This window comes from Mesorhizobium sp. B3-1-9, from assembly GCF_006439595.1.
Classification (GTDB): Bacteria; Pseudomonadota; Alphaproteobacteria; order Rhizobiales; family Rhizobiaceae; genus Mesorhizobium.
The window spans coordinates 101025-117967 of the sequence record NZ_VFTJ01000011.1 but is presented as its reverse complement, the minus strand read 5'-3'; the positions used below and the strand labels follow the sequence as shown (position 1 = coordinate 117967).

General features: G+C 60.9%; 17 protein-coding genes and 2 pseudogenes. 10 read left to right on the top strand and 9 right to left on the bottom strand.

The genetic code is table 11. The features are described 5' to 3' along the window. Positions 1-390: 390 nt before the first annotated feature. The 3 genes from FJW07_RS20305 to FJW07_RS20295 all read left to right on the top strand — a co-directional run bounded on the left by FJW07_RS20305 (position 391) and on the right by FJW07_RS20295 (position 3536). Complete coding sequence (locus FJW07_RS20305) at positions 391-1935, top strand: HD domain-containing phosphohydrolase (RefSeq protein WP_246680822.1); 1545 nt, start codon at positions 391-393, stop codon at positions 1933-1935. 90 nt (positions 1936-2025) lie between these two features. Next, on the top strand, positions 2026-2298 hold the full coding sequence (locus FJW07_RS20300; protein WP_027024197.1) for a hypothetical protein: 273 nt from the start codon (positions 2026-2028) through the stop codon (positions 2296-2298). Positions 2299-2402: 104 nt separating this feature from the next. Then, on the top strand, positions 2403-3536 hold the full coding sequence (locus tag FJW07_RS20295) for a substrate-binding protein (RefSeq protein ID WP_140708180.1): 1134 nt from the start codon (positions 2403-2405) through the stop codon (positions 3534-3536). Between the two features lie 983 nt (positions 3537-4519). Here the strand turns inward: FJW07_RS20295 and FJW07_RS32115 are convergent. From FJW07_RS32115 to FJW07_RS20275, 3 genes are all read right to left on the bottom strand, one after another. Then, entirely contained in the window at positions 4520-5152 is a 633-nt protein-coding gene (locus FJW07_RS32115) for a DUF982 domain-containing protein (protein ID WP_246680821.1), read from the bottom strand. 64 nt (positions 5153-5216) lie between these two features. Further along, complete coding sequence (gene groL, locus FJW07_RS20280) at positions 5217-6848, bottom strand: chaperonin GroEL (protein WP_140858440.1); 1632 nt, start codon at positions 6846-6848, stop codon at positions 5217-5219. A gap of 56 nt (positions 6849-6904) precedes the next feature. Beyond that, positions 6905-7219 carry a co-chaperone GroES gene (locus FJW07_RS20275; protein WP_140645542.1) on the bottom strand — a complete coding sequence of 105 codons (315 nt, stop codon included), beginning with the start codon at positions 7217-7219 and terminating at the stop codon, positions 6905-6907. A 334-nt stretch (positions 7220-7553) separates the two neighbouring features. Here FJW07_RS20275 and FJW07_RS20270 point away from each other — a divergent pair, with 334 nt between their 5' ends. Together FJW07_RS20270 and FJW07_RS20265 are read left to right on the top strand one after the other, a co-directional pair. Beyond that, complete coding sequence (locus FJW07_RS20270; protein WP_140645541.1) at positions 7554-7895, top strand: hypothetical protein; 342 nt, start codon at positions 7554-7556, stop codon at positions 7893-7895. A gap of 18 nt (positions 7896-7913) precedes the next feature. Next, positions 7914-8192: an usg protein gene (locus tag FJW07_RS20265; RefSeq protein WP_140858438.1), complete on the top strand. Its 279-nt coding sequence runs from the start codon at positions 7914-7916 to the stop codon at positions 8190-8192. Here the strand turns inward: FJW07_RS20265 and FJW07_RS20260 are convergent. Then, complete coding sequence (locus FJW07_RS20260) at positions 8176-8559, bottom strand: DUF982 domain-containing protein (protein WP_246677295.1); 384 nt, start codon at positions 8557-8559, stop codon at positions 8176-8178. The genes FJW07_RS20265 and FJW07_RS20260 overlap by 17 nt on opposite strands. Before the next feature lie 278 nt (positions 8560-8837). Between FJW07_RS20260 and FJW07_RS20255 the strand changes: the two genes are divergently transcribed. Together FJW07_RS20255 and FJW07_RS20250 are read left to right on the top strand one after the other, a co-directional pair. After that, the gene (locus tag FJW07_RS20255) at positions 8838-9317 is read left to right on the top strand and encodes an Hsp20 family protein (RefSeq protein ID WP_140645538.1); all 480 of its coding nucleotides are present in this window, start codon (positions 8838-8840) and stop codon (positions 9315-9317) included. Positions 9318-9413: 96 nt separating this feature from the next. Then, positions 9414-9920: an Hsp20/alpha crystallin family protein gene (locus FJW07_RS20250; protein WP_140645537.1), complete on the top strand. Its 507-nt coding sequence runs from the start codon at positions 9414-9416 to the stop codon at positions 9918-9920. A 474-nt stretch (positions 9921-10394) separates the two neighbouring features. Here the strand turns inward: FJW07_RS20250 and tnpB are convergent, their stop codons facing one another. Both tnpB and FJW07_RS20230 read right to left on the bottom strand, forming a co-directional pair. Next, positions 10395-10523 (bottom strand): IS66 family insertion sequence element accessory protein TnpB, encoded by a 129-nt coding sequence (gene tnpB, locus FJW07_RS32110; RefSeq protein WP_226892230.1) that lies wholly within the window; start codon positions 10521-10523, stop codon positions 10395-10397. Positions 10524-12509: 1986 nt separating this feature from the next. After that, the gene (locus FJW07_RS20230; RefSeq protein WP_140645536.1) at positions 12510-12707 is read right to left on the bottom strand and encodes a hypothetical protein; all 198 of its coding nucleotides are present in this window, start codon (positions 12705-12707) and stop codon (positions 12510-12512) included. Between the two features lie 174 nt (positions 12708-12881). On the opposite strand from FJW07_RS20230, the gene FJW07_RS20225 reads away from it, so the two are divergent. After that, complete coding sequence (locus tag FJW07_RS20225) at positions 12882-13127, top strand: hypothetical protein (RefSeq protein WP_140858436.1); 246 nt, start codon at positions 12882-12884, stop codon at positions 13125-13127. Positions 13128-13257: 130 nt separating this feature from the next. Here the strand turns inward: FJW07_RS20225 and FJW07_RS20220 are convergent, their stop codons facing one another. Beyond that, positions 13258-13440 carry a hypothetical protein gene (locus FJW07_RS20220; protein WP_140858435.1) on the bottom strand — a complete coding sequence of 61 codons (183 nt, stop codon included), beginning with the start codon at positions 13438-13440 and terminating at the stop codon, positions 13258-13260. Positions 13441-13690: 250 nt separating this feature from the next. After that, positions 13691-14098 (bottom strand): annotated as a pseudogene (locus FJW07_RS20215) (MucR family transcriptional regulator). A gap of 437 nt (positions 14099-14535) precedes the next feature. On the opposite strand from FJW07_RS20215, the gene FJW07_RS20210 reads away from it, so the two are divergent. Next, positions 14536-14919 carry a GFA family protein gene (locus FJW07_RS20210; protein WP_140646436.1) on the top strand — a complete coding sequence of 128 codons (384 nt, stop codon included), beginning with the start codon at positions 14536-14538 and terminating at the stop codon, positions 14917-14919. 295 nt (positions 14920-15214) lie between these two features. Here FJW07_RS20210 and FJW07_RS20205 read toward each other — a convergent pair whose 3' ends face one another. Further along, a complete protein-coding gene (locus FJW07_RS20205; RefSeq protein ID WP_348640016.1) occupies positions 15215-15439 on the bottom strand; it encodes a hypothetical protein in 225 nt (74 codons plus the stop codon). A gap of 290 nt (positions 15440-15729) precedes the next feature. Between FJW07_RS20205 and FJW07_RS20200 the strand changes: the two are divergent. Then, positions 15730-16168, top strand: a pseudogene (locus FJW07_RS20200) (AAA family ATPase); the annotation flags it as partial. Between the last annotated feature and the right edge of the window lie 775 nt (positions 16169-16943).

Here is a 16943-nt window from a genome sequence, read left to right as displayed (position 1 = left end):
TGAGCCGAGCCGTCGATAGGATGCTCGCCTGTCGATGGCTTACGCCCAATGAGGCTTGAACGGCCAAAACTTGTACTCACCAACAGGTCGAATGATTGATCTTCCAATGCACCCGGCACCGCTGATCTGCACGAGCAGAAGCCAATGCTGAAGCGCCGCCCGGCATAACCTGTGAGGGCGCTGGCCACCATACCGCGGAGTAGCGCTCGTCATCGCGAATGGTGAGGCGCCCAAGGCATTCGCGACCAGCTACCGTCGAGTCGCCGGGATGTTTATAGCATACACATCCGGCCTCCGACTTTTGCCCTAGGTATTCGGCGCGCGCCGGGATAGCATATGTGCTGGTTGGGGTGTGCGATGACAGAAGTCTCGATACGCCGAGCGGACTTCATGATGGTCCTCGCTTATGCGTCGGACCTCGCGACAGGCCATTCCCGCGACTTCGCGCTGAAATCTTGCGTGCTTGCAATGCGGATCGCGGACCTTGCGGGTGTTTCCGAGCAGGACCGGCGCAATGCCTACCACCAGTCGATGCTGCGCTATGTCGGCTGCAATGCGGATACGGACCTTCTGGCGGCCACCTTCGGTGACGAAATCGCACTGCGCCAGGATCTTGTCGCTCTCGACATGGGCAACCGTGCAGAATTGGGCAGGGTCTTCGTGCAGGCCTTCAAGCGGTTCTACTACTATCTCGAGCCTGATGCGCAGGCCAGGGCGATCGAGGCTGCGATGGCGCAGGCGCTGGCCGTGGCCCGCCCGGTGCTGACTGCGCATTGCGAGGTCGCCCAGCGTATCGGCGAGCGGCTTGGCCTGTCCGAGGACATCCGGCGCAACCTTGGCCAGATCTACGAACGCTGGGACGGCAAGGGCCTGCCGCGCGGGCTGAGCGGCGAGGATGTTCTGCCGGCCGTCCGCCTGATCACATTGGCGCAGGATGTGATTGCGCTCAGCGATGCTGTCGGTATCGACGCGATGGCCGAAACCGTTGCCAGTCGCGGCGATGGCCCATACGAAGCGGGTCTAGGCCGGCTCGTCTCGGCCAACGCGACCGCGCTGATGAAGGATATCGGTGCGACAGTCGATCGCGAGACGATTTTGGCGCTGGAGCCCGATCCGCCGGTGACGCTGGATGAGGCGGCTTGTGACGAGGCGTTCCTCGCCATCGCCGACATGATCGACATGCGCATGCCCTTTACGCAGGGCCATTCGCGAATGGTGTCGGAACTGGCCGCGGGTGCGGGCCAGCGGATCGGGTTGCCCACTGCCGATGTCCGCGCCCTGCGCTGGTCGGGCTGCATCCATGACATCGGCGAACTGGTGGTGCCGGTGGCGACCTGGATGCGCAACGGCCCTTTGTCGGTGCGTGAGCGCGACGCGGCGCAACTGCACGCTTATTACGGTGAGCGGGCGTTGGCTTCCTTCGGCCACGGCGGCGATGCGATGGGCGCGCTCGTGCTGCGCCATCACGAGCGCCTGGACGGTTCGGGATATCACCGCAAGGTCAGCGGCTCCGATCTGTCTCCGGCGGCCAGGATCCTGGCCGCCGCCGAGGCCTTTCAGACGTCGCGGGAGGAACGTCCGCACCGCAAGGCGCTGTCCAGCGAGGCGGCGGCGACGCAGTTGCGTGCAGCTGTTCGTGACGGCTGTATCTGCCCCGACGCCGCCGAGGCGGTGTTGTCCTTCGCCGGGCAGCGGTCGCGCCGGGCCTTACCGCAGGCGCTAGCCGGCATGACGCGGCGCGAAATCGAGGTGCTGCGCCTGATCGCCGCCGGCCTTACGGCGAAGGAGACGGCTCGCAAGCTCGATATCTCGCCCAAGACCGCCGACCACCACATCCAGAGCGTCTACTCCAAGGTCGGCGTGACCACCCGCGCCGGTGCCGCGCTCTATGCGGTCGAGCACGGCCTTGTCCGACCGGGCGAAATGCGGGCATAGGGAATCCACCCCATGTGCGCCCGCTTCGGCGCGCGCATCGTGATCCTGTCGATGGACCAATGGTGGCCGCGACCGACAGGAGGAAATCAGATGCTTCTCGCAACGACCAAGGTGGCGGACGTCGACCACTTCATCCGGATCTTTTCGACCAAGGGCGCCGACAAGCGCCGGCTGCACGGCTCGAACGGCGCAACCGTGTTCCGCGACCCGAGCGAACCTGACCGCGTCTGGGCGATCTTCGACTGGGACGCCGAGGGTTGGAAGAATTTCGTGTCGGATCCGGAGGTGCCTGCGATCCTGCAGGAAGCCGGCCATGTGGGCAAGCCGCAGGCGGCATTGCTGCTCGGTCACTACGAGGCCTGACGTCCACGCTGCGCGCCGCCTGCTGGCTGGCGGCGGCGCGCCCGGCAAACACCTCGGAAGCCGAATTCCCCAAAACTCGCAACACCCAGAATCGGAGAAATGACATGAATCCGAAACCCATCAAGATCGGCCTTATCGCCGAACTCACCGGCCCGTTGTCTTTCATGGGCGTCGCCAATGCGAACCTCACCACCATGCTCGTCGACGACATCAACGCCAAGGGCGGCCTCCTCGGCCGGCCGGTGGAGCTCGTCATTGAGGATGGCGAGACGAACGACGGCGCCGCCAAGGCAAGGACCGCAAAGCTGATCGACGTCGACAAGATCGATGTGGTCGTCGGCGGCATATACAGCTCGACCCGCTTGGCCATCAAAAGCGAGGCGGTCACCCGGGGCAGGACGCTTTACATCTATACCGAGCAGTATGAGGGACAGGAGAACGATCCCTTGATCTTCTGCACGGGCCCGGTGCCCGCGCAGCAGGTCGAGCCGCTGATCCCATGGCTCATGGAGTCCACGGGAGCCAGGAAATTCTACCTGCCATCGGCCGATTACATCTGGCCTCATTTGCTGAACAAGGCCGCGAGCCAGGTGGTGCGCGCCAATGGCGGCGAGATCGTCGGCGAGGAGTATTTTCCGCTGGACACTGTCGATTTCCGGCGGACGGTGCAGCAGATCATGGCGAGCGGCACCGACGTGGTTTTCAACACCATCGTCCCGCCGGGGCTGACACCGTTCCTCGAAGAACTGCACAAGGCCGGCTTCGGCAAACGCGGCGGCCGGATCGTCTGTACCTACTTCGATGAGAACTTCTTCAACCTGGTGCCGCCCGACCAGATCGAGGGCCTCTACAGCTGCCTCGACTATTACCAGGAACTCGACGAACCGTTCGGTCGCGCACTGTTGCGGCGCTACAGCGCGCGGTTCCCCGGTGGCGCTACCTTGACTGCGGGCAGCGGGTGCACTGGTCACTACCGGGCGATCAAGATGTGGGAGGCCGCCGTTCATGAGGCCGCCACCGTCGAACGCGACGCGGTTATCCGGGCGCTCGATCACGCTCGGATCAGTGAGGGACCTGGGGGCCCGGCGGAGATGGTTCCCGGCCAGCATCATGTGCGGATGAACATGTACATCGCACAGGCACAGAGCGGTCGATTCAGGGTCGTGAAGAACCTGGGTCCGATCGATCCCAACCAGCGAATGCTTACCGAAGAATTCCAACTGAGCAACGTGAGGTGAGCTGCGCGGATCCCGATCACTGCTCTTCCAATAGGCGAGGGCGGCTAGATGGTGCCCTCGCCGTCCACCTTCTCGTAACGGCCAGCGACGACGTTGCGCCAAGATGGGGATCGCCAGCAGAGTGGTACCTTTCTGGATGAACCGGACCGTCTGTGCCCAAGCTGCATAGCGCCGGTGTTAGCCGGTGCAGGCCCTGTTCCTTTGCAAGATGTGAATTTTCTGTTTTAGCTATTGCCAATCTCGATCCGGCGCACTCTTGTCAAATCGTCACAATCAGCAGATGTCAGGGTCAGTGGTTACGTCTCCTCGCAACCAATTTTATCATAAATCAATAACCGTCCGCCTAATGCCGCTATCCTCTCCACCAGCCCGCCAGCCTGGGAGTCCCCCTCCTTGGAAAAGGCTGCGGACTTAGAGGGCCAGCCGGGTAGACTGGCCCCTCATCTCTTTTTCACACAGATTTTGGTTGATTTCCCGCGAGCCTTGCCACAACGATTGAGCATTCGGGGTACAGTGGAGTTGGGCTGGTGGACGTTAAATCGCTCATAGGCCGGCGAGCACCGCTAAAGAGCTTGTCCATGCAGCGCTCCTAAGCGCGCCTCTGGACGAAACGGTTTCCATTAAAGCAACTATCGCGGCAGCCCGTGAACTTGGCCTCGAAGGATTGCGAACTCACCGAACTCATCATATTCGAGGCGGTTTTGCTCGGCCGGTTCGTCGCCTTCGATTTGCATGAGTGATGCGCACCCACGGCGTCCTTGGTTCTCGCCGCCGGTCTCGGTTAAGACCGGCAGCATGGCGTCTGCTAAGAGGTCAACAAAGTCCAGGCAGCCGTCGAGAACCTACTTGAGTGGCCCAATCGAGGCCGTCGCCACTGGTCGACGCTTTAAATTGGATTGCGGGGTTCTCTTCCTCGCGGGGCGGCAAGACGGTGGCGCTCGCCGGCGCCCCCCGAGGCGCGATTTTGCGTGACGGCTGGTGGACTACGCGGTCCGATCCGTGGATGCGGTCCGTGAGATCGTTTTCGCTACCAGCGTGTTCGGCACCAGTATGTCATTGCGACGTGCGAAGGCGACCAGGGTTGCCCGCACGATCTCCGGATCGACCTCACCGGCAATGCCGGCTTTGCAGGCGTTGAGCGCGACCGCATGAGCCCCGTTACGGCCGGGGGCGGGCCAGTCCTGAAGCAGGGAACATGCTTCCATCGCGTTCTCGATTGTCACCGGAAAACCCATTCCGACCAGGATTGTGACAGGTTGTTCAAAGCGCGTGTTTGTCATGACTTGAGCCTCTATCGATAGCGTTGCGACTGCGGCGTGCCGAGCAACGGGCCTGTCCGCAAGGACAACTCGACGCCCTGCCCGGATTCTGCCAAGACGCGAGATCCGAGCATCAGGTTCGGCTCTCCGCAGACACTCCCGATGCCGCGCCACGTGCGCCGACAGGATCAGCGTCGACGTCACCGTGCGCCGGTTCCAGCCCGCAGATTCGGCCATGTCCAGCAAGCCCGTCAGCAGCGGCTTGAGCGCCGTTCGGCATTCCTCTTCGTAGGCAAGGAATTCGCTCGGCGAGCATGCCGGGGCCGGAACGGTTCCCTCGCCGGTCATCACATTCATGATATTCTCCCCAATCGATCTGGCGATGCTCGCTCCCCACGTGGGGAGCGAGCATCGCCGGCGCTCAGAAATCCATTCCGCCGCCGCCCGGCATCGCCGGGACCGGTGCTTCCTTCTTAGGCTTTTCGGCCACCATGGCTTCCGTGGTGACGAGCAGGCCCGCGACCGAGGCGGCGTCCTGCAGTGCGGTGCGCACGACCTTCGCCGGGTCGATAACGCCCTGCGTATAGAGATCGCCGAACTCGTTGGTCTGGGCATTCCAGCCCCAGCCGAACTCCGCCTTCTCGCGCAGCTTGCCGACGATGATCGACCCCTCGGCTCCCGCGTTCTCGGCGATCTGGCGCACCGGGGTTTCGATCGCGCGGCGAACGATTTCGACCCCGGTCTTCTGGTCGGCATTGTCGACAGGGACGTTATCGAGCGCCTTTGCAGCCCTGAGCAGTGCGACGCCGCCGCCGGGCAGCACGCCTTCCTCGACAGCCGCGCGGGTCGCATGAAGCGCGTCGTCGACACGGTCCTTGCGTTCCTTGACCTCGACCTCGGTCGAGCCGCCGACGCGGATCACCGCGACGCCGCCGGCGAGCTTAGCCAACCGCTCCTGCAGCTTCTCGCGGTCGTAGTCCGAGGTGGTCTCCTCGATCTGCGCCTTGATCTGGGCGATGCGGCCCTGGATCTCTTCCTTGCGGCCGACGCCGTCGACGATCGTGGTGTTTTCCTTCTCGATCGCTACCTTCTTGGCGCGGCCCAGCATCTGGATCGTAACATTCTCCAGCTTGATGCCGAGGTCTTCCGAAATCGCGGTGCCGCCGGTGAGGATGGCGATGTCCTCGAGCATGGCCTTGCGACGGTCGCCGAAGCCCGGAGCCTTGACGGCCGCGACCTTCAGACCGCCGCGCAGCTTGTTGACGACCAGCGTGGCCAGCGCTTCGCCCTCGACGTCCTCGGCGATGATCAGCAGCGGCTTGCCTGACTGCACCACCGCTTCAAGCACCGGGAGCATGGCCTGCAGGTTGGAGAGCTTCTTCTCATGAATGAGCACGTAGGGCTCCTCGAGCTCGACGCGCATCTTGTCCTGGTTGTTGATGAAGTAGGGGCTGAGATAGCCGCGGTCGAACTGCATGCCTTCGACGACTTCGAGCTCGGTCTCGGCGGTCTTGGCTTCCTCGACCGTGATGACGCCTTCATTGCCGACCTTCTCCATGGCCTCAGCCAGGAAGCGGCCGATCTCGGCATCGCCATTGGCCGATATGGTGCCGACCTGCGCGATTTCGTCGTTCTTCGTCACCTTACGGGCGTTGGCCTTCAGCTCCGCGACCACTGCGTCGACGGCCTTGTCGATGCCGCGCTTCAGGTCCATGGGATTCATGCCCGAGGCCACGGCTTTGGCCCCCTCCTTGACGATCGCTTGCGCAAGAACCGTTGCCGTGGTCGTGCCGTCGCCGGCGATGTCGTTGGTCTTCGATGCCACTTCGCGCACCATCTGCGCGCCCATATTCTCGAACTTGTCCTCGAGCTCGATCTCCTTGGCGACGGTGACGCCGTCCTTGGTGATGCGCGGCGCGCCGAACGATTTATCGATGACGACGTTGCGGCCCTTTGGTCCCAGCGTCACTTTCACGGCGTTGGCGAGAATGTCGACGCCCCGCAACATCTTCTCGCGGGCTTCGGTATGGAATTTCACCTCTTTGGCAGCCATTGGATAACTCCTCTTTAGGCAGCTTTCATTGACTGGTTGACTGTTTGAAATAGCCCTCAGGCGGCCTTCTTCATTGTGGCAGTCTGCTCGATCACGCCCATCACGTCGCTCTCCTTCATGATGAGCAGGTCCTCACCGTTCAGCTTGATCTCGGTGCCGGACCATTTTCCGAACAGGATTCGGTCGCCGACCTTCACGTCGAGTTCGACCAGCTTGCCGCCGTCGTCACGAACGCCAGAGCCGACGGCGATGACTTCGCCTTCGCTCGGCTTTTCTTTGGCGGTATCGGGGATGATGATGCCACCCGCCGTTTTTTCGTCGGCTTCGATGCGGCGGACCAGGATACGGTCATGCAATGGACGGAACGCCATGTCGTTCTCCTTCAAGGACAAACAGGTTTTGAGGTTCCCCCGCACCGGACCGGCAATATCGGCCGGTGCGGGGCGACGCGACCCTCTCGGGCATCGCGCGCATATCGAGCTAGTTTTGGGATTTTCGGGTTTCAAGGGGCCTATGCAAAAAAATTGGCACTCGGCATATGAGAGTGCCAACAGACTGTTATCGTGCAGCTATTTCGTTCGAACGGGAGATTTTGCCGCTTGAATTTTCGCGACTCGCAGACAAAATTATCGCTGCTGCTGCCCATGGGACGGCAGCCTGGAACACGAACGCTATTCGAGGAGTTTTTGCAGACGGAGGACATCGATGAACCACCAGACGTTTTCGCCGATAATTTCCTCTCTTGCCCCCGAAACATCCGACTATTCGCTCGATCGCCTGCTGGCGCCGGCCAGGCATTTCAAGCATCCTGACGAGGTCTTGAAGGACGAGACGCTCGATCGTCAGGAAAAGCGGGCGATTCTGTCGTCCTGGGCTTCGGATGCCTGCGCTGTGGAATCCATGCCAGCGCTGCGTCAGCCGCCGGGTACCGAGCGGCCGGTAACCTTGGACCAGATTATGGATGCCTTGTGCAAACTCGATGTCGAGGCTGCGACGCCATATCCGGCAACCGATCATCGGCACATGTTTGACCGACTGGACGCATGAAATCGTAAGGAGAAGCATATGGTCAACGCGGTCAGCAGGGAGTTCCGACTGCAGATGGTTGGCTACGGGCTGACCACCGCCGAGATCCATTACCATCTTCCCGATCACCCGAGCCTGCTGCAGCTCTACGTCTGGCAAGAATATGACCTGGCGCCGGAGTTTCCGGAGCTGCAAGAATTCCTGGGCTATTGGGAGCGTGAACTGGTGGGCGCGCTGCATTCCGTGCGAGTCGCCCACCATCGCCTCATCCAACCTTCGGAATTGCGCGCCGTCGACGTGATCATTGCCATCCACTGAGCGTGGCGTCAGATCGCAAGCCTCCGGTCGTCCTCCTCGGACGGCATTTGCGGAGCGCGGAATGGCCATCTGCCGGTATCAGGCCGGCCCGTTTCGCCGCTTTCTTGAAAGCGTTATAAGCCTCACGGCCGCTGCGCCAGCCATCCAGCGCGTCGCGGCAGGCCCGCTCTGCGGCGCGCCAGCTGCGTCCCTGCGCCCATTCAGGCCATTGCTGATCCAGGCATTCCAATGCCTCGAAGCTGCTGGCGACCTTGCGCGAAGTGGCGGGAAATTCGAGCTTGACCGGTTCGGGAAACCGAACGTCGTTCATCACTTCCTCCGTTTGTTGTTCCAGTCTTTTTGCGAGCAAGCAATCGGGCGGCGCCATCGGCGAACGCCCCTTGTCGAGATGGTTGGCCGCCCATGCCGTGTCAAGGTTGCCGCATGGCCGGCGTTAAAACCGTTGAACCTCCCCATCGGCAGCCAGCAGCCCGATCGGCCCGGCGATGCCTTCGGGCGCCATGATGATTGCCGCTCTGCCTCTTGACGCGGTGGAATTGAATTCCCAGATCGATTTTGCTGGCGCCTGAAAGGGCCAGCGAAGGTCAAGGAGCGCCGCATCCTTGGCGCTCCTCGTATCTATATTGCTCAATGGAGGATGTAGCTATGAGAACGACATTCGACTTTACCCCTCTGTTCAGGTCGAGCATCGGCTTCGACCGCATGCTGAACGCGCTCGAGGCTGCGAGCAGAGGCGAGCCGATCGACAACTGGCCGCCCTATGACATCGCCAAGACCGATGAGGACGACTACCGCATCACCATGGCGGTCGCCGGATTCAGCCAAGACGAACTGACCGTCACGCAGGAGCAGAACATGCTCATGGTGTCTGGCCAGAAGGTCGGCGAGGACAACAGCCATTACCTGCATCGCGGCATTGCCGGCCGAGCCTTCCAACGCCGTTTTGAACTGGCCGATCACGTCAAGGTTGTCGGCGCCGGTCTCGTCAATGGTTTGCTGACGATCGATCTCAAGCGCGAGATTCCCGAAGAGATGAAGCCGCGCAGGATCGAAATCGCATCCGACAAGACGATGCCGAAGGTCGCGGCGAACCGGAAGATCGAAGCTGAGAGGCAGGTCGCCTGAGAGCTCGCTGATGGTCTTGCGCGCGCGGCATCGGGCCTCGCCCGGTGCCGTCGCGAAACGATTGGTCAAATCCAATCAACAGAAAGGAGAACAACAATGAGTGTACGTGATCTGATCCCTTGGAGACGGGAAAATAGCCGGCTTCCGAGCTTGTTTCGCGATGACGAGCGCGACCCCTTTCTCTCGTTGCATCGCGAGGTGAACCGCCTGTTCGACGACGCTTTTCGCGGCTTCGGCCCTGCGCTACCGGCCTTCGGTACGCTATCTTCATTCGGCAGCGGCTGGCCGAGCGTCGAGATTTCCGACGGCGAGAAGGAGATCAAGGTGACGGCCGAGGTTCCCGGTCTGGAGGAAAGGGACATCGAAGTGCTGCTCGATGACAGCGTGCTGACGCTGAAGGGCGAGAAGCGCTCCGAAACGGAGGACAGGGACCGGCAGTTCTCGGAGCGCTACTACGGCCGCTTCGAGCGGCGCATCCCCCTCGGTTACGAAGTCGAGGAGGGCGAGGTCGACGCCCGCTTCAAAAACGGTGTGTTGACGGTGAGGCTGCCGAAGACCGCGAAAGCGCAATCACAGGCAAAGCGCATCGAAATCAAGAGCTGACATGTGGCGCGGAAGGTCGCCGACAGGCCGGGCCTCCCGCGCCACACCTGCTCTACCAGGAAGAGAAATGCCTCTCAGCGACGAGCCGCATTCCGGCAAAGCCCGAACGAAACACGCGGGCGCCGTCGAGAACGATCGAGGCTGCCGCTAAAGAGGAACGCATGCTGCTCGATTGAGCGCGGCCTAATGGCGCGGCTCAGATATCGGTATGATGCCAGCGGCCAAGCTCTCCTCTTCGAGAGTATCTGTGACATCACCGACGCTGGCCCCCGCGTTGGGGTGAGTCCTCGCCAGTTCTTCTGCCTTGGATTTCACATCAAAGGAAGCTCGCTGCCGCTTTTTTGCTGCTGCTACCGCATCCGCAATCTCGACTGCCAGGGTGAGTGCCGGTATTAGACTTCTCCCGGATGCCCAGCCTCTACTCCCAAACATTGCAGACGTTCGGCCAACCCGACAGCTGTGCCGGCGACAGCGTCACCGAGCCGCCAGGCTCGGCCACATGAACTGTCCGTGGTTCATGCGCTTGGTGAACAGACAAAGACCGGTGACATCCCAGAACAGGATCTTCAGCAGCCAGGCATTCTTGCCGCGGAACACGAACAGATGCCTCGAGAACGGCTCCTTCTTCAGATGTTCCTGGATCAGCGTCGCGAGCCCATCGAGCCTTTGCGCATGTCGGTGTGACCCAAAGCCAGATGCACTTTCACGCCGGCCGGAACGACGATCATAACGCCTTCTCCGTGGCCGCCAGCTGCCGCTTCACCGCGGCCGCAGTGCTGCCAGTCGGCGCAAACACGCGCCGCCCATCATAAAGACCCCGCGCCAAGGCGCTAGGTGCCAAGGGCGGAAAGAAGCGCGCCGAGAACATGACGCCAGAGCGGCGCCGAGATCGTTAAGAAGGCAGCAGCGAAACACCGGGAAAATAGCAAGCACGTTCACTTTTGTGGTCGATGGAAGACCTTTGCGAGAAAATGGACGCCGTTGCGCCGAAGCCGGGCACGCGGTCCATGTAAGAAGCGTGCTGCGGACAACTCCTAACAACCGCAGGTCGATTAGATGACGCTACGGAAGAACGATTGCAGGACATCCAGGGAACGAAAAGCCCGCCGCTACCCAGTCGAGCGGCGGGCTTCCTGCGATTTCGTAAGCGGCTACACCCCTGAAAGGAGCGACCGCTTCCCCGGTTAATGCGGCGACCGCGCAACGGTCCCGACAATTTTAACCAACGTCAAAATTTCAAACTGAGACACTACCGATACGAGCGCGCGTTGCAAAGCGGCAGCTGGCCGAGAGGCTGGCAAAAGAGACCGGGATCACCGAGCAGCGGGCCGCTGAGCTAATACATCTGATTGGGACGGACTGGACCGCTTTGCTCCGCGAAGCGCAATTCCTGAAAAATCGGCATTGACAGTCCCCAGGCACTTGCGGATCTGGAACCGCCCGCTTGTCTCGATGTTATGCAACAGAAGGGACGTTGCAGCTTCCAAGGAGATGAGAACAATGAGGCAGATACTTTTAGCATCAGCGATAATGGCCATGTCCACGGGGCTGGGCTTGGCCCAGACCAACAGCACTACCACGAGTGGATCTTCTTCAAACACGACGACAATGCCCAGCGCTCAAGGCACCGACTCCACCACCACTAGCGGCACCAATTCCAATTCGGCAAAGGATTGTGCACCTGGCCAACAGACCGGCAGCGCAAAACAGGCGGCTCCGGGCCAGCAAGATACCAGCGCGAAATCAGCAGCCCCGGGCCAGATGAAAACAACCACCGAAGGGTGTTAGTCAACTCAAGCGAGCGGCGGCTTTTTCGTTTGATTTGTCTGCAACCAAATCCGCGCATCTGAGTCGGCAAGTGCTCAATCTCTACGGGGTGTAGCCGCTCACCACCCATCGCAGAAAAGCCGGTCGCTTACGCTTATTAGCTGCGACGGGCTTTGCAGATCACCGGATTGGACGGCCCGCTTATTTATCCTGATGCGCGACTGTCACTGTCCTTTCGCTACAGCATCTGGCGCACCGCCCGCGCTGTCGGGTGAAATCCGAAGTGGTCCCCAACGCCTCGGTGGTCTGGGCGGCATGCGCATGAGAGCTGAGACGCAGGGCTTCGGCAATGCACCTATCGCAAATGGCTCCCGGATACCTGCACCGTGACGAAGTCGTTTATCATCTGAGCAACGATCACGGCGGGCCGCCCCTCCCTTGCATTGCGCTAAGCATAAAGGCCGAGATTGACTGTCACTTTGCCCTCATCGACGCGGGTGACATCGCCTATCAGCTCGATTGGCTGGCCGTGCTTCACCTTCGACGTCCTGTCCATTACCGAATGGGGAAAGTCGTAGCTGGGGTCGACACGCTGATCCGGTCTTCGGTCACATACGCCCGCGCAGCGTCGCTGTGATGGCGACTTCGTCGCCGATGTTGAAAGAGCCCTTCGCCATTCTGGGATTCTGGGGCGGCCGGCGTATTAGTCAAGCAGTTGCTAATATATGTAACGCATATTGACAGTGGATAAGCTGACTGCGGCCGAAAAACGTGAGTTGCGAAACCGCAAGCAATTGCGTCGACGCGGCGGCCCAATGCCCTCTATTTGCGTAGCTCCTGAGCCAAGGCGTTAAGCGCCTTGGTCATGACGGCGACGGCTTCAAGGTTGATTGCAATTTCGACATCCTCGCCGATCGTCTGCAGCGTTAAGACCCCGACCTTGGTTATGCCGTCGTCCATCATTGCGATAGAGACACCAGTTGGCATGTGAGGCGGCTTGCGCAGCGGTTTATGCAGCATCTCGGGCTCCTTTCGTCGCAATTGAGAGACAGTGAACGAAAAGAGAACAAAATGTCAAGGGATCCCTTGACCACACAGGATTGCGTTCCTCATTTCACTCCTATGCCTGAGCAACCCGAGAAGTGGCCGAGAGGTGCTCCCTGGACCTTGTCGCATGCCCACGACGCAGGGCAGGTGGCGGGGATCCGCTGCGCCCGCTGCAACATCACGCGCTACTACAAGCCGATCGAGTTGCGAGAGGTCATCGGCAACGTCACGATCGACGAGGTGAGGGGCAAAGCCCGCTGTCAGAAGTGCGGCGGCCGAGAGTGGATGAGCGCGCAGCTATTTCACGCGACCGGCGAGCAGGCCCACACGATCCGCTTTCGGCGGCTTGTCGAAATCCGGTGGGAGAAGCGGGTGATCTGGCGCGATGAGTAAAGGACAGCAGGAGCGGCCCGGCAGGCTGGCAGCTGCCAGCAAACGCCGGGCCTGGCCGATGGGTCTCGGGGGCGAGACACGGCACCGGCTAACGACAACCAGCGCGCTAATTCCCGCGCCGTCTGGCTCTTCATCCTGGCACGGTTTCACACGGATTTTCGGCCAATCTGGCGAGCCGCCGATCTCTCAGCCACAGGGATTTCTTGCTTTCCCGTCTCTCATGGCGAGCATCAAAAGCGGCCGATTGGCCTTGCATCGATGCGATGGCATAGTCGGCTCTGTTGGTTCGATAGTCTTCCTTTTGGATGGTCATTGGTATTCCTCCCGCGCGGCTTTTCCCTCCAAAATGACGGCCAGAACCAATAGCCGCCAATGCATCGCAGGAGTCTACAAATTGAGGATTGTACTAAAATGATACACACCCGCGCGGAGCAGCAACGTTTCAGCGGGTGCCTGACGCGGGCGTAGCGGAACGGCGATTCCAGCTTCTAACAGTGTTCAATTCGTCGATGCAGACCGGGCCGGATGCGCCGCAGTCGCCCACGCAACGACGACGCGTGCAATCACCGGCCCGAGCGCTTTTTACCGGCGATCCCTCTGGCTTGGCCCCAGGCTTGCGAACCGAGTCCGCTCGCCTTCGCCAGTGCCGACCGCTGCGCGGCATAATTTGGCGCTACCATCGGATAGTAACAAGCCAAGGCCCCATTTCTCGCGGTACTCGTCGGGCGTCAGGCCGTGCAACGCAAGATGCCGCTTCAGCGATTTGAACTTCTTCCCGTCCTCGAGGCAGATGATGTAGTCGGGGAGCACCGATCGCTTCGGATTGACCGTGGGCGCCAACGCAGGTTGCTCTGGTGCCTTGGCTGGCGAATGCCGGATGTATCGAGAGAAGCAATGAGGTCGGGCAGCCCCGATACGGGGAGGGGATTGTTGCCGACATATGCGGAGACGATGTCTGCGGTTAAGTTGATTAGCTCGTTGTTTGGGTCTGGTCGGCCAAGTCGTTTTCTATCCTGCTAGTCACCGGCCGGCCAATCGGAAGCTTCGCCGCACAATCAGAGATACGTGGCCGGGTTGCCTTCGAGGAACAGAACATGACGGCGCGCGCCCCAGGCAAAGCAGATGGCCCAACTCAACCAATCCTCTAATGCCGAAGGTTCTTCCGATCTGAGCGACAGCGATCCCGCCGCCTGATCAGCTACTTTGTGCGCATTTTGGAGCGGAGCGATTTGGCTGACTAGCAACCCAAGCTGGTCGACCGGCGTATGCGATTTACATTATCTGAAGCCTTTCGCCGTAGCCGCGAGCGGATTCAGAAGACGCCTTAGACTCGGCCGCTACTTCAGCCCATGACTCTAATAGCTTGCAACTTCATGGAACAATATCTTCCTCTGCGGGTAAGGTCTCCATGCCATCGGGTCGTTGTCTATGCGGGTCTGTGCGTTACGAAATAGCGGGCGAGCTTGCACAGCCTATAGCCTGTCACTGCACCCAATGCGCCCGCACAAGCGGCAACTTCGCGGCTATGGCGGCCTGTCGCTCGGAGGATCTCCGACTGCAAGCGTCGTCGACTCTCAGTTGGTACCGGTCGTCAGATGACGTCGAGCGGGGCTTCTGCTCGCGCTGCGGTGGTAATCTATTCTGGAAGGCGGCTCCGGGCATCGAAACCTTCGTCGCTGCTGGAACCCTTGACCGACCGACCGGCCTGCGCCTTGCCAAGCATATTTTCGTCGGCTCGAAGTCCGATTTCTACGATCTAACCGACGGCCTACCGCAGGAGCAGGATGGCTAGGTTCAGCCGGCAGGCGCTCGAATGGGGGCGCCTCAAACGGCCGCCGTCGGTTGCCAGTTTTTTTGGCCTGCACGCTTCGGCTGCCAGCTACAATTCGTCGCTTATGGCAAGTGAGGCGCCTCACCATCGATGATCAGCCGCCGATGCTCCGAGAAAGAGTGCCAGACCACCTGCCGCGCGTCCCGCTCATCCACCATCTGACCGCACCGGGGGCAGCGGTAGAAATACTCACTTTCGTGCTCGCAAATCCTTCCGTTGAGGTGAGCTTCGAATGGGCCGAGCTCCGAAAGCTTCGTCATGTCGCCTTGTCCATCAGAGGCGTCTTCCGCTTCGGCGGGACGTTGCGCATGACCAGCCTTACCGTATCGGCGTTGACCGTAACGGGAATGCCCAGGTTGACCGTGACCTTCGCTTCGTCGACATGGGTGACGTCGCCGGTCAGTTCGATCTCCTGGCCATGCGTGATCTTTGTCGTTCGGTCGATAATCGAGTGGGGAAAGTCGTATGAGGGGATCGTCACGCTGAAGCGATCTCCGTCACGCGACCCCGCACCTTAGCGGTGATGGCGACCTCGTCGCCGACTTTGATGCTGCCCTTCGCCATAAAGGGAGTCTGGAGCGGGCAGCGGTTTAGTCAAGCATCGCTAATGGAACGTTCAATCAGCCACCAAGTTGGGTGAATGCCGGGCGTGGAATCGTCCGCGCCGCTTTGTTGGGAGGTCTCCGGCCGCGCCCGCGCCGCGAGAGGCGTTGGAGAACTCGAGCCGAGAGTCTCGGCCACTTTGGATGAGTAGCGCTATGCCCCGTATGGTTGGTCGGCGATCCACAGCAACTGCAGGCGATCGAGGCGGGTGCTGCGTTCCGTTCGATCCACGAACGTCACTGCGGCGTCGAAATCGGCCAAGTGCGCAAGCAGCGCGAGGACTGGCAGCGTGATGCCACCTGCGATTTGGCAACCGGCAGGATCGGCGCAGCGATCGACGCCTATGAGGCGCAAGGCATGGTGCATCAGGCGGCGACTCGGGACGACGCGCGCAGCGGTCTGGTCGAACGCTGGGATCGCGACAGGCAGACGCAGCCTGAGGCAAGCCGGATCATTCTCACCCACACAAACGACGAGGTGCGCGCGCTCAACCAGGCAGCACGCGAGCGCATGCGCGCTGCAGGCGATCTCGACGAAGATATTTCAAGTGGAAGTGGAACGCGGCGCGAGAGCTTTCGCCAGCGGCGACCGCATCATGTTCCTGCGAGAGGAAAATCAATAACCATGCAAAGGGAAGACAATCGAACGAACAGAGCCCATTTTCCCATGCATTGCTTGCCAAGAGACGTGGGAAGGAAATCCCCGTGAGTAAGAGACGTCGCCGCCATCAGGGCGATGGGCGGCAAGGGTCCGATCGGAATCAAACTTGGCGCTGGTGATCTGACCGGGACTGTCTTGCCTGGCCAATACCAAACGCAACGCTTCCCGGCTGTGAGCCCTTGGGTGGACGTGAACGAAGAGCTGGAGATTTGGACGCCGGATGAACGGCGCGCGCTCCTGCTGCGATTCTGGAATGCTCTGCTGGACGCCTACGGTCGGCCGCCTGCGCGCTCCATTACAGAGTTCGAGCGAGCAGCTGCGGTAGCGCCGCTTTCGAAATAGGCGATGCATAATTAACGCTTCTGGGGCTAAGCCAACGTCAGCAGTTCGATGCCGGACTGACCGGTTCCCAGTCGAAAGACCGACGGGTCAGCAACCCCACCGAGCGCGTTGAAGCCGCGCTACGTCGGATAGGCGCTCAAGTTCTTGCCGCATTCAACGCGGCTCGCCCTCGGCTAGCATCATCGAATGAGAATGACCCATATGAGTTTCCGCTGCCTTGATCGGCCAGACGAGGAGCGGTGTCGGCAGCACCATGGCTTGGGCTCGCAAGCCGTCTGGCGGTTGCGGACGCGAGGCGCAAAACGGCAGGCCTTCGAACTGGCCTGCCGAGATTGGCAACTGGCGGCCAACCCCGTCCGCTTCGAGCTTGGGAACTGGAA

Excerpts from the sequence above, each read along its gene's own strand:
- FJW07_RS20305 (WP_246680822.1), top strand. The coding sequence starts at position 391 with ATGATGGTCCTCGCTTATGCGTCGGACCTCGCGACAGGCCATTCCCGC.
- FJW07_RS20300 (WP_027024197.1), top strand. The coding sequence starts at position 2,026 with ATGCTTCTCGCAACGACCAAGGTGGCGGACGTCGACCACTTCATCCGG.
- FJW07_RS20295 (WP_140708180.1), top strand. The coding sequence starts at position 2,403 with ATGAATCCGAAACCCATCAAGATCGGCCTTATCGCCGAACTCACCGGC.
- FJW07_RS32115 (WP_246680821.1), bottom strand. The coding sequence starts at position 5,152 with ATGAATGTGATGACCGGCGAGGGAACCGTTCCGGCCCCGGCATGCTCG.
- groL (WP_140858440.1), bottom strand. The coding sequence starts at position 6,848 with ATGGCTGCCAAAGAGGTGAAATTCCATACCGAAGCCCGCGAGAAGATG.
- FJW07_RS20275 (WP_140645542.1), bottom strand. The coding sequence starts at position 7,219 with ATGGCGTTCCGTCCATTGCATGACCGTATCCTGGTCCGCCGCATCGAA.
- FJW07_RS20270 (WP_140645541.1), top strand. The coding sequence starts at position 7,554 with ATGAACCACCAGACGTTTTCGCCGATAATTTCCTCTCTTGCCCCCGAA.
- FJW07_RS20265 (WP_140858438.1), top strand. The coding sequence starts at position 7,914 with ATGGTCAACGCGGTCAGCAGGGAGTTCCGACTGCAGATGGTTGGCTAC.
- FJW07_RS20260 (WP_246677295.1), bottom strand. The coding sequence starts at position 8,559 with ATGGCGCCGCCCGATTGCTTGCTCGCAAAAAGACTGGAACAACAAACG.
- FJW07_RS20255 (WP_140645538.1), top strand. The coding sequence starts at position 8,838 with ATGAGAACGACATTCGACTTTACCCCTCTGTTCAGGTCGAGCATCGGC.
- FJW07_RS20250 (WP_140645537.1), top strand. The coding sequence starts at position 9,414 with ATGAGTGTACGTGATCTGATCCCTTGGAGACGGGAAAATAGCCGGCTT.
- FJW07_RS20230 (WP_140645536.1), bottom strand. The coding sequence starts at position 12,707 with ATGCTGCATAAACCGCTGCGCAAGCCGCCTCACATGCCAACTGGTGTC.
- FJW07_RS20220 (WP_140858435.1), bottom strand. The coding sequence starts at position 13,440 with ATGACCATCCAAAAGGAAGACTATCGAACCAACAGAGCCGACTATGCC.
- FJW07_RS20210 (WP_140646436.1), top strand. The coding sequence starts at position 14,536 with ATGCCATCGGGTCGTTGTCTATGCGGGTCTGTGCGTTACGAAATAGCG.